This is a genomic window from Aeromonas piscicola (assembly GCF_000820005.1).
Lineage (GTDB): Bacteria > Pseudomonadota > Gammaproteobacteria > Enterobacterales > Aeromonadaceae > Aeromonas > Aeromonas piscicola.
This window is the reverse complement of record NZ_CDBL01000073.1, coordinates 121372-132442: the sequence shown is the minus strand read 5'-3', so window position 1 is coordinate 132442 and position 11071 is coordinate 121372. Positions and strand designations below refer to the sequence as shown.

Genomic DNA, 11071 nt, shown 5'->3' with positions numbered 1-11071 from the left:
ATTCCAGAACATCATCTGGATGCCAGCACAAGCAGGGTCCGGGCCTCACTATCCCAATAGATGGGGCCTATCCCCCCTGGCGGCACCAGGCACAATGCGGCAGTCAACAGGCGGTCACTTTCACGGCCAGATCCGCTGATCCGACCTCGCTGTTTTTTTGAGCGAACAGGCTGAACCTCGGATGAATAGGCCCTGACAAGCGCGCCCCGCCCCTGTATAGTTCGCCGCATTCAGGTTTTCCATCGGCCCGTTTTGCTTGTCCACGGGATCGCTTTCTATGCGATCTAGGCCGCATGACCTGTGCAACCATCCCTGATTACCCACGACTTTTTAAGGGGGGACAGATGATCACCGCCTACATTCTCAATAACAAGGTACTGGACATAGTCACGCTCGGGCCTGACGACATAGTGCCTGACAACACAGTCTGGCTGGATGCCTACAAGCCTGACACGGCGGAGCGAGAATGGTTGACGGGCCTGTTTCTGGAAGAGGTCCCCGACAAGGAAGAGCTGGACGACATCGAAGCATCCGCCCGTTTCTACTGGGATACCGATGGTCTGCACATTCACTCCCTGTTTCCCCAGCGGATCGGTCGTGACACCAAGGGTGTCCACGTTTCCTTTACCCTGCGCAACAACCTGTTGATCAGCATTCGCGAGGATGACATCGGGCTGGTGCGCCTGCTGCGCCACTACATGCGCCAGGACAGGCTGGAGGTGGAGGATGCCCTCGACATCCTGCTGGAGGTGCAGAACCTCAAGGTGGAGTACCTCTCCGACCTTATCGAAGATGGTTACAAGACGTTGGAAAACACCGCTGATCAGATCTTCGAACCGGATCAGATCAACCCCATGCTCAAGGAGTTGATGGCACAGGAAGAGGCCAACGGCCAGATCCGTCTCTCCCTGCACGATACCCGTCGCGCCTTGCGGTTTCTCAAGCGCAGCCTGCGCCAGCGCATGACGGGCGAGCAGAACAAGTGGATCGACGAGATGCTGCACGACGTGGAGTCCCTCTTGCCCCACACCCAGTTCCTGTTCGACAAGATCAACTTCCAGCTGGAGGCCTCCATGGGGGTCACCAATCTGGAGCAGAACAAGGTGATCAAGATCTTCTCGGTGGCCGCCGTGATCTTCCTGCCGCCGACGCTTATCGCCAGCATCTACGGCATGAACTTCGGTCGTATGCCGGAGCTGGCCTGGGAGTATGGCTATCCCATGTCGCTGGTGCTGATGGTGATGTCATCCCTCGGCACCGGCCTCTTCTTCAAGCGCAAGGGCTGGCTGTAAACGCCGCCAGAAAGTGCGATAAAAAGAGACGATGGATTGGGGGGCACTGGCCCCCCGATTAATTCGTGTCACCCGGCACGCCTTGCAAAGGGCGCCACTCTGCCCCATATCCTCTTCATCATTTGCACAACCCAAGCGGATAACGGGCGACCATGACCCTCTACCCCGAACACAGATATGACGATCACGGCCAGTTGCGCCCTCCCCTCTGGTTTTGGCCCATCGCCCTCTTGCTGACCCGCTCGGTCTGGCTGTTTCTGATGGCCGGGGTCACCCGCGAGAGCGGCAGCGAGATCCTGACCCTCTTCTATCCGGACAAGATCAGCCTCTACATCAGCCTGCTGACCGACGTGCCCGCCATGCTGGCGCTGCTCGCCTTTGGCGGCACCTATCAGCAGACCAACAGCGTGCGCGCCTGGCTCAGGCGCCACAGCCGCGGCCTCCTGCTCTGCTCCACCGTCAGCGGCCTGCTGATGCAGCTGCACAGCCTCAACCTGCAGAAATGGTCGTTCAGCTGGCCCACCGCTCTGGTGCTGATCGGCAGCCTCTGGGCACTCTGGTATCTGCTGCGCAGCCGCCAGATCCGCGAATACGCGGCCGATCAACCTCACTGAGAAAATAGGGGTCACTCATTGCCGCGTGACCCGGATCTGCAGGGTCTGGCGATCGCTCTGGCTGCCGCGGCCCCCCTGCAACTGGGTACCCAGGCTGCTGCCTTGCTGGGCCGAACTGGTGGATAACTCCCCCACCGTCAGCCACTGCCCCGGGGCACCGCTCACCTCGGTGGCGTTCTGCCCCGTGGTGACGGTGCCCTGCTCCAACCTGGCCTGTTCGCTGCTGAGCGCTATCTGCACCCTGTCCCCGATCAGGGTGGCGGTGGCATAGAGACCGTTGATGAGCGGCATCAAGCCCACCACCTGACCACCGCGCCACTGATAGAAGGTGACCGGCTGATAGGAGCCCATCTGCAGCAACACGGGCCGCCCCGACAGGCCGCGCACCTGCCAGCTGTCGTTCTGGCTGCGCTGGTATTGCCGGGCATTGCCCTCCAGCAGCCATTGCCGTTTGGCCGCATCACCACCGATACCCGCCTCTATCTGCTGACCGCTTGAGGCGCCATCCACCCGCCATTCGACAAGCAGGCTCTGGGGCGGCTGGTTGAGTTTGGCCAGGGTCGCTTCGGCCTCCTGCAACTGGGCCGCACTGCCGCTCAGCACCAGCTGATTGCCCATGGCACTCACCCCGAGATCCGGGTAGATCTCCTTGAGGGTCTGCACCATGGCCTCGGCCTCGAATACCGGGATCACCTTGACCTCGGCCCGCAGCGGCAGGCTCCAGAGCCCGCACAACAACAAGATCCCGCTCCAACGCCACCGTTTCATCTCTCTCTCCTGTCCGGGAGCCCGGCTCACCGTCTCTGCCAGTCTGGCTATCACCATCATGATCCATCTGCCTCGCTTTTCAATGACTTTGCACCCCAGGGGCAATGGCGGCATGGGACGGAGCGCCCCTCCTTGACGGCCTGCGAGCTAAAAGGACGGAGATGGATCAAATAACACAAATAAAAATGATTACCATTTGTTGTCACGTAAAAATCGCTCGGATACAATTCGGACTCATTTTTTCGAGCCCACTTCTGATGAAGCCAGCAAACGCCGTCACCACTACCCCTGCTGCCATCCATCTGGCGATGCTGATCAACATGCTCTCCATGGGCAGCATGATGATGGTGATGCCGCTTGGGCCGGATCTGGTCATCAGTCTCGGCATGCAACCGGAACAGACTGGTTATTTCAGCGGCGGTGCCACCCTGGGCGCGGCCCTGATGGGCCTCATCGCAGCCCCCTGGCTCGATCGCGTCAACCGCAAACCCGCCCTGCTGGTGCTGCTGACCTTACGCTTTCTGCTGCTGATGGCCTGCGCCCTGGTCCAGAACAGCCAGCAACTGCTGATGCTGTTCATACTGTCGGGCTGCGTGGCCGGGCCTCTTTCCGCCATCCTGATGGCTGCCGTGCTGGACCTGGTCCCCCCGCCCGAACGGGGCCGCCGCCTCGCCTACGTGGGCATGGCCTTCTCGCTGGCCGCCATTTTGGTGGTGCCCATCGCCCTGGTACTGGCCCAGTGGCTCGGCTGGCAGAGCCCCTTCCTGCTGTTTGGCGCTGGCGGCCTGCTGCTGGCCCTGCTCTGCGCCCGGCTGCTGCCCTCCCTGCCGGTCAGCCGCGCCCCTCACGGCAGCGGCTTGCGCCAGCTGCTGGGCTCACCGCTCTGCCAGGGCGCCCTGCTCATTCTCTGTTTGCAGATGTTCGGTCATTTCCTGCTGATCCCGCATTTTGCCAACTACTTCCAGTTCAACCTCGCCTTCCCCCGCGAGCAGATCGCCGCCCTCTACCTGTGTGGCGGCCTCGCCAGCATGGCGACCATGCGGCTGTGCGGTGGCTGGATCGATCAGGGCCGGGCGCTGGCCGCCATTCTGATCACCAGCCTGTTGCTGGCACTGATCACTCTGCTCGGCTTCGCCTCCCCCGTCGGCGTGCCCGTCTACCTGCTGTTTACCCTCTTCATGGCGCTGAGCTCGGCCAGATCCAGCACCACGCTCGCCATCACGGCGGCCATTCCGGCCCCCCATCAGCGCGCCGCCTTCATGTCTTTTCAGGGCACTGTGACCAATGTGGCGGCGGGTCTCGGCAGCCTGCTCTCGGCCAGGTATCTCTTCTCGGACAACACTGGCGCCCTGCACGGCTTTGCGGGGCTCGCCTGGATCAATATCGGCTGCGGCCTGCTGGCCTGCGGCGGTGTCTGGCTCCTGCTCAAGGGGCTGGCGCAGACAAGGAATAACAATAACCCCGCGTCTGGCACCGCCAGACAAGGAAGTCAGTGAGCTACCGGCCCCAGAGCCGGACCCCATAACCTCTGTTTTATTCATGGAGTTTTGACTATGCAGTTGCAGCCTGGCGTATTTCGCTTGAACCCGATTTTGCTCTCCCTCGGCCTGTTTGCCCTGCCGGGCCTGGCCCAGGCCGAATCGGTCAAGGCCAACGAGACCATGGTGGTCACCGCCACCCAGACCCAGCACACTGAGCTGTCCGCTCCGGCCAGCGTCTCTGTGGTGACCCGCGCCGATCTGGACAAGATGAACGCCAACAACATAGGCGATGCCCTCAAGCATGTGCCGGGTGTCAACATCATAGGCACCAACCCCACGGGTCGCAGCGAGATCAAGATCCGCGGCATGGGCGGCGACTACACACTGCTGCTGATCAACGGTAAACGGGTCAACGCTCGCGAGACCCTGGGCAGCTCCTTTGGCAATGACTTCGACTTGAGCTCCATCCCCATGGCGGCCATAGAGCGCATCGAAGTGATCCGTGGCCCCGTCTCCTCCCTGTACGGTGCCGACGCCCTCGGCGGCGTGGTCAACGTGATCCTGCGCCAAGCCAAGGAGAAGACCGAGGCGGCCTTCGGCTACACCCACTCCATGCCCACCAAGGGCGACGGTGGCGATGCCAACCAGGGCAGCGCCTTCGTCTCCGGTGCCCTCATCGACAACAAGCTGCTGGGCAGCGTGGTGGTGGAAGGCTATCAGCGTGACCGCTGGCACAGTGATCAGTCCAACAACCCGGATGCCGATGCGCTGGAAAAACGGGAAGTGGTCAATGTGCTCTCCAGCCTGAAGTGGCTGGTCAGTGACAACCAGGATATCGATTTCGATCTGGGCTACAACCAGAACGACATGGACAGCTACTTCAACAACGTACCCCGTGCCCCGACCGCACCGGCCACCCCGCACAACGTGCAAAAACTCGATCGTCTGAGCCTGGGGCTGACCCACAACGGCCGTTGGGAGCACTTCGACAGCCGCGCCCGCTACTACTTCGAGCAGACGGATCTGATGGATGACTCCCAGCTCAATGGCGGCGCCGCCGATGTCACCCAGACCAACCACACTGTCGATGGCCAGCTGAGCGGCTATCTGGGGGATCACCTGCTGACCTCGGGTGCCGAGATGCGCAAGACCGAGCTGGAACACAGCCGCAGCATCACCAACGGCAGCGTGGATGCCAGCCAGAGCGCCCTCTATCTGCAGGACGAATTCAGTCTGGGAGATCTGGCGCTGACCCTCTCCGGCCGCCTCGACCACCATGAAACCTATGGCAACGAATTCAGCCCGCGCGCCTATGCGCTCTACAAGCTGAGCGACGAGTGGGTGATCAAGGGTGGCGCCGGCAAGGCGTTCAAAGCACCGACCCTGGCCCAGTCCAGCGAAGGCTTCGCCACCACCGCCTGCCGTGGCGCCTGCAAGGTGGTCGGCAACCCGAACCTGAAACCGGAAACCGCCGTCAGCTATGAGCTGGGCACCGCCTACGAGAGCGCTCGCTTCGGCGCAGGTGTGACCGGCTTCCACAACGACATCGAAGATCTGATCCAGAGCGATCAGTGGGGCCCGGGCTACCGTCCGACCGTCATGACCTACCTCAACGTCAAGAAGGCACGGGTGAAAGGGCTGGAGCTGACCGGCTGGGTCGATGTACTGGACAACGTCAAGCTGACCGGTAACTGGAGCCTGCTGGATTCCCAAGACAAGAGCACGGGCGAGGATCTGGCCAAGACCCCGGATCACACCGGCAACCTCAGCCTGGATTGGCAAGCCACCGAGATCGTCAGTACCAACCTGGCCTGGCAATACGTGGGCAGCCAGTTCATCAAGGTGCCGATGCACAACTCCCAGGCGCTCAAGTCCAAGCACTATCAGACCCTGGACCTCAACACCAACTGGAAAGTCACGCCGGCGCTCGACTTCAAACTCGGCATCACCAACCTGACGAACACCCAGCGTGACCAGGTCGCCACCGACGCCGACTTCATTCTGGAAGGTCGCACCGTCTATGCCGGGGTGAATTACAAGCTGTAATCCCCTGTTCGGGAGCCCAAGCGGGCTCCCTTTTTCCGTTTTTATCGCCTCGACAATAAGGAGTATCCGGGTGCTCAGACACCAAACACAGCTGTTCTGGCTGGGAGTTGTTCTCCTGTTCATGCTGATCTGTCTGTCACTGGCCACGGGTGCCGGTGTCTATGGTGGCCGCGAGGTCGCCGGATTTCTGCTGGGCGATCCCGCCCTCATGGCCGACGAAAAGCTCGCCATGATCATTCATACCCTGCGTCTGCCCCGCACCCTGTGTGCCCTGGTGGTGGGCGTCTGTCTCGCGCTGGCGGCTTCCATGCTGCAAAGCGCCACCCGCAATCCGCTGGCCGAGCCCGGCCTGCTCGGCGTCAACGCCGGCGCCGTCTTCGCCCTGGTGATAGGGCTGACCTATTTCGGCGTTGAATCTGCTTACGGTTATCTGCTCTGGTCCGGCATGGGTGCCCTGCTTGGCAACCTCATCGTACTGGGCCTGGGCCTGATGGTGGGTCGCTCCAATCCGCTCAAGCTCATCCTGGTGGGGGTAGCCCTCTCCGCCACCTTTGGCGGCCTCTCCAACTTCCTGCTGCTCTCCAACAAGGTGGTGCTGGAGCAGTTCCGCTTCTGGAACCTGGGGTCTCTGGCGGCCTCGGATCTCGACGCCGTGCTCACTGTGGTGCCCTTCGCCCTGGCCGGTCTGCTGCTGACCCTGGCCCTGTGCCGCCAGCTCACCCTGATGCAGATGGGAGACAACCAGGCCCAGGCCCTCGGCATACGGCCGACCCGGGTGCGGATCGGTGTGCTGCTGGCCGCCACCCTGTTTACCGCCTGCGCCATCGCCATCGCCGGCCCCATCGGCTTCGTCGGCTTTCTGGCCGCCTACTGCGCCCGTCTGGTGGATCCGGTGCGCCTCGCCATCCAGGTGCGTTTCTCCGCCCTGTTTGGCGTGCTGTTCCTGCTGGGGGCCGACATACTGGCCCGCTGGCTGATCCAGCCGTTCGAGCTGCCCAACGGCGTGATCCTGGCGCTGATCGGCGCCCCCGTGCTCATCATGGTGGTACGCAGCGGTGGCTTCCGCTCCCTGCTGGCCGTCAAATAAGGTCGCCCTGCCTCATGAACAATCCAATGAATAGATCGCTGAATGCTTCACTCCCCTCCGGCACCCTCTGCCTGCGACTGGGTGAACGCACCCTGCTGCTGCACCGCCGCGCCTGGCTTATCACGCTGGGCTTGGTGCTCACACTGGCGTTGCTCTCCCTGCTGGCGCTGACCCTGGGATCAAGCAAACTCACCATGCTGGGGGTAGTGCAAACCCTGCTTGGCGAGGGGAGCCGGCTCGATGAGGTGACTGTCTTCAAGATCCGGCTGCCGCGCATCGTCGCCGTCTTGGTGGCAGGCGCCGCCATGGGCCTCTCCGGCTGCCTGGTGCAGACCCTCATTCGCAACCGCCTCGCCACCCCGGACATGATAGGGGTCAACGAGGGGGCGTCGCTGGCCATCATCGCCTTCTCCCTCTACCTCACTCTGGGCAGCTGGCCCTGGTGGGCCGCGCCACTCGGCGCCCTGTTTGCCGCCGTCGTGCTCTATGCCCTGTGCAACAAGCCGGGGGAACAAGGCTATCTGTTCGTGGTGATCGGCATCGGCGTCTCCGAGCTGATGAACGCCATCGGCCAGTTCGTCATGTCCACCCAGTCGCTGGTGCACCTCACCAGCCTCTACCTGTGGAACATGGGCAACTTCGTCGGCCAGGGCTACGGCACAGTAGTGCCTGTGGGGATCCTGATCCTGCTGGTCTGCCCCTGGATCATTTATCTCTCCCGCGCCCTGGGCGTGCTGCGTCTGGGCCCTGTCACAGCACAGAGCCTGGGCGTGAACGTCAACCGGGTGCAGCTCGGCGTACTGGCCCAGGCCATCGTCGTAGCGGCCCTTGGCACCGCCATCGGCGGTCCTGTGGTGTTCATCGCCATGGCAGCCCCCATACTCGCCTCCTGGATGAGCCGGGATCGCATAGTGCCGCTGTGGATTGCCGCCCTGTGTGGCGCCCTGCTGCTGCTGGCAAGTGACACCCTGGTGCGGGTACTGGCCAGCCCCCATGAGGTCGCCACCGGCATCATGACCCGTATTCTTGGCGGCATACTGCTGCTGTTTATTCTGATCAAAGACAGACAGAGAACCGACTGATGACCCTCACCCTAAATCGCCTCCACTTCGGCTATCAGCAAAAGCCCGTCTTCAACGACATCTCCTTCACCATTCCCAAGGGCAAGCTGGTCGGCATCGTCGGCCCCAATGGCGGCGGCAAATCCACCCTGCTAAAGCTCTTGGCCGGCCAGGAGCAGCCACAATCCGGTGAGATACTGCTCAAGGGCAAACCGCTGGAGAGTTACGGCATGAAGGCGCTGGCCCGGGAGCTCGCCTACCTGCCCCAGCGCCCCCTGGTGCCCGCCGGCATTCAGGTCGAGCAGCTGGTGCAGTACGGCCGCCATCCCCATCAGGGCTGGTTCAATCAGTGGAGTGAAGAGGATGCCCGCATGGTGCGCTGGGCCTGCGAGCGGATGCAACTTGGCGACATCTTGCAACAGAGCGCCAATTCGCTGTCCGGCGGCCAGGCCCAGCGGGTGTGGCTGGCCATGGTGCTGGCCCAGGACGCGGACATCATATTGCTGGATGAACCCACCAGCGCGCTGGATATCGGCCACCAGACCGAGGTGATGGAGGCCATCCACCAGATCACCGCCGAGGGCAAGACGGTGCTCATCGTCATCCACGATCTCGCCACCGCCGCCCGCTACTGCGACGAGCTGATCGCCATCGGCGAGGGCAAGATCCAGGCCATGGGCCCGGCTCGCGAGGTGGTGACCAAGCCCCTCATCGACCACCTCTACCAGACGGACGTGGACATACTGCACGCCCCCGGCGATGGCGCCCCCATCATAGTGCCGCGCCGCCGCCCGCAGGCCTTTGCCATGCAGCAGCAGGCCTGAACGCAGGATAAAAAAACCGCCTTGATGGCGGTTTTTTTAGGCCCATGACACCGAGCGGCAGAGGCATGTTCAGAGCACAAGCGTGGTCAGCACGCCCCCCGGCAATGGCTGCCAGTGCAGGGTGCAGTGCCAGCCTGCGGGCAGAACCGGAGTCAGCGCGCTTTTTAGTTCGAGGGTGAGGGTCTGCTCCGTCATGGCCAGCCAACGGGCATCGAGAAAGTCAAAATAGCGCCCCACCCTGGGGTAGAGCGCCTTGAACAGGCTCTCCTTGGCGGAGAACACCAGGGTCAACCCCAAGGCCGGACCGAGTGGACAGCGCTGCAGCCGTCCCCACTCCTCATCATTCACAATGCCGGGCCAGAGCTCGCACGCCTGCTCATCCTCCAGCCAGGCTTCCAGATCCAGCCCCATCCCTGCCTGGCCTCGGCGCACCGCACACAAGGCCATGCCGCGCCCCTGCAACAGGCTGTGGCTGATGCTGCCCTCAAATCCCGCAGGCCAGCGCGGCTCGCGGGCCGAGCCTATGGCCACCACGTGATCACCCAGCCCAACGCGGCGCAGAGCCTCACGGGCCGCCAGCCGACCGGCCAGAAACTCCCCCAGCCGCTTGGGGGCCGCACGCTGCAAGCTGGCGGGCAGCAGGATCCCGGCCTGCTCATAGCAGGCCGGGGTGAAGGCGGCGGGATCGAAGCAGACACGCTGCAGCGCAATATGCGCCGCACCGGGCAGCGGCAGGCAGTCGGCATGCAGGATAAAACTGCCTCGGGATCCGGCAGCCAGGGAAGCGATTGGCATCGAAAAGGCCCTTGGTTCGAGAGCGGTCATGGTAGCAAATCACCCCCTCCCAACACCACAAACGCAAATGACAATTTTTATCATTTTAATTTGTGATAGCATAAGTCCGCCCGTTTGGGGCCCGGTTTTTCGCTGATTTCACCAAGAAGGATGTAACGATGAAGATCTCCTCCCCTCTGGCCGCCGCGCTCATGCTGGCCAGCCTGGTCGGTTTTCAGGCCCAGGCCAGCACCGACACCCGTCAGGTGACCGATGCCGATGGCAAGACCCAGGTCGTGCCCGCCCAACCCAAGCGGGTGGTGGTGCTGAGCGAAATCGATCTGGATACGGCCCTGACCCTGGGGTTGCAGCCGGTCGGCACCGTCAACGGTCGTGGCCAGGGCACATTGCCCCGTTACCTGCTGAACAAGGCGGGCAAGGATATCGCCGTGGTCGGCGATCTGGACAACCCCAATCTGGAGCGGCTGATCGATCTGGAGCCGGATCTCATCCTGACCGGCCAGACCAAACCCGAGCTGCTGACCCTGCTGCAAGAGATAGCCCCCACAGTCGTCACCGGCAACTGGGGTGATTCCTGGAAGGAGATCTTCAATCGCAGCGCCCACGTGCTGAACCGGGACGCCGAGGGCAAGGCCTTCCTCGCCCAGTATGACGCCCGCCTGCAAGAGGCCCGCAGCAAGCTTGCCAAGCATCAGGGCGAGCGCCTGAGCATAGTGCGCTGGAACCCGAAGGGCCCAAGCTACATGCACAGCGGCACCTTCGCCAGCAGCGTGGTGGAAGAGATGGGGCTGGCCCGTCCGACCCACCAGATCGGCGACAAGACCCCCCACTCCCCGGCCCTGAGCCTCGAATCCCTCAACCTGCTGGACGGTGACTGGCTGGTGATAGGCACCCTGAGCGCCAGCGGCGATGCGGTGGATGCCATGAAGCAGGCCGAGCAGACCCCGGCCTTCCAGCAACTGAACGCCATCAAGGGCAAGCGCTTTGGCGCCGTGGACGGCTCGCTGTGGACCTCCACCGGCGGGCCCCAGGCGGCCCTCAAGGTGATCGACGACGTCGAGCAGCTGCTCGCCAAACCGGACGCGGCCCCCATCACCCAATAA

The 11071-nt window shown here is 62.8% G+C and carries 10 protein-coding genes; 8 read left to right on the top strand and 2 right to left on the bottom strand.

The genetic code is table 11. The annotated features are described in order from the left end of the window. Positions 1-344: 344 nt before the first annotated feature. Positions 345-1292, top strand: coding sequence for a magnesium/cobalt transporter CorA (gene corA / locus BN1128_RS18625; RefSeq protein ID WP_042871508.1), 948 nt, complete (start codon positions 345-347; stop codon positions 1290-1292). A gap of 152 nt (positions 1293-1444) precedes the next feature. After that, entirely contained in the window at positions 1445-1906 is a 462-nt protein-coding gene (locus BN1128_RS18620) for a DUF2919 domain-containing protein (RefSeq protein ID WP_042871506.1), read from the top strand. A gap of 15 nt (positions 1907-1921) precedes the next feature. Here BN1128_RS18620 and BN1128_RS18615 read toward each other — a convergent pair whose 3' ends face one another. After that, positions 1922-2674, bottom strand: a complete 753-nt coding sequence (locus BN1128_RS18615; protein WP_042871505.1) for a hypothetical protein — start codon at positions 2672-2674, stop codon at positions 1922-1924. Positions 2675-2931: 257 nt separating this feature from the next. On the opposite strand from BN1128_RS18615, the gene BN1128_RS18610 reads away from it, so the two are divergent. The 5 genes from BN1128_RS18610 to BN1128_RS18590 all read left to right on the top strand — a co-directional run bounded on the left by BN1128_RS18610 (position 2932) and on the right by BN1128_RS18590 (position 9173). Beyond that, positions 2932-4170 carry a siderophore amonabactin export MFS transporter gene (locus tag BN1128_RS18610; RefSeq protein WP_042871502.1) on the top strand — a complete coding sequence of 413 codons (1239 nt, stop codon included), beginning with the start codon at positions 2932-2934 and terminating at the stop codon, positions 4168-4170. A gap of 57 nt (positions 4171-4227) precedes the next feature. Beyond that, positions 4228-6201, top strand: a complete 1974-nt coding sequence (locus tag BN1128_RS18605) for a siderophore amonabactin TonB-dependent receptor (RefSeq protein ID WP_042871500.1) — start codon at positions 4228-4230, stop codon at positions 6199-6201. 70 nt (positions 6202-6271) lie between these two features. Next, positions 6272-7288, top strand: a complete 1017-nt coding sequence (locus BN1128_RS18600; RefSeq protein ID WP_042871498.1) for an amonabactin ABC transporter permease subunit 2 — start codon at positions 6272-6274, stop codon at positions 7286-7288. A 14-nt stretch (positions 7289-7302) separates the two neighbouring features. Then, positions 7303-8370, top strand: coding sequence for an amonabactin ABC transporter permease subunit 1 (locus BN1128_RS18595; RefSeq protein ID WP_042871495.1), 1068 nt, complete (start codon positions 7303-7305; stop codon positions 8368-8370). Beyond that, positions 8370-9173: an amonabactin ABC transporter ATP-binding protein gene (locus BN1128_RS18590; RefSeq protein WP_042871493.1), complete on the top strand. Its 804-nt coding sequence runs from the start codon at positions 8370-8372 to the stop codon at positions 9171-9173. Before BN1128_RS18595 ends, BN1128_RS18590 begins: the two co-directional genes overlap by 1 nt. Positions 9174-9242: 69 nt before the next feature. Here the strand turns inward: BN1128_RS18590 and amoD are convergent, their stop codons facing one another. Next, positions 9243-9968, bottom strand: a complete 726-nt coding sequence (gene amoD, locus BN1128_RS18585) for an amonabactin biosynthesis phosphopantetheinyl transferase AmoD (protein WP_042871491.1) — start codon at positions 9966-9968, stop codon at positions 9243-9245. A 158-nt stretch (positions 9969-10126) separates the two neighbouring features. On the opposite strand from amoD, the gene BN1128_RS18580 reads away from it, so the two are divergent. Continuing rightward, positions 10127-11071 (top strand): amonabactin ABC transporter substrate-binding protein, encoded by a 945-nt coding sequence (locus BN1128_RS18580; protein ID WP_042871489.1) that lies wholly within the window; start codon positions 10127-10129, stop codon positions 11069-11071.

Excerpts from the sequence above, each read along its gene's own strand:
- amoD (WP_042871491.1), bottom strand. The coding sequence starts at position 9,968 with ATGCCAATCGCTTCCCTGGCTGCCGGATCCCGAGGCAGTTTTATCCTG.
- BN1128_RS18605 (WP_042871500.1), top strand. The coding sequence starts at position 4,228 with ATGCAGTTGCAGCCTGGCGTATTTCGCTTGAACCCGATTTTGCTCTCC.
- BN1128_RS18590 (WP_042871493.1), top strand. The coding sequence starts at position 8,370 with ATGACCCTCACCCTAAATCGCCTCCACTTCGGCTATCAGCAAAAGCCC.
- BN1128_RS18615 (WP_042871505.1), bottom strand. The coding sequence starts at position 2,674 with ATGAAACGGTGGCGTTGGAGCGGGATCTTGTTGTTGTGCGGGCTCTGG.
- BN1128_RS18620 (WP_042871506.1), top strand. The coding sequence starts at position 1,445 with ATGACCCTCTACCCCGAACACAGATATGACGATCACGGCCAGTTGCGC.
- BN1128_RS18580 (WP_042871489.1), top strand. The coding sequence starts at position 10,127 with ATGAAGATCTCCTCCCCTCTGGCCGCCGCGCTCATGCTGGCCAGCCTG.
- BN1128_RS18610 (WP_042871502.1), top strand. The coding sequence starts at position 2,932 with ATGAAGCCAGCAAACGCCGTCACCACTACCCCTGCTGCCATCCATCTG.
- BN1128_RS18595 (WP_042871495.1), top strand. The coding sequence starts at position 7,303 with ATGAACAATCCAATGAATAGATCGCTGAATGCTTCACTCCCCTCCGGC.
- corA (WP_042871508.1), top strand. The coding sequence starts at position 345 with ATGATCACCGCCTACATTCTCAATAACAAGGTACTGGACATAGTCACG.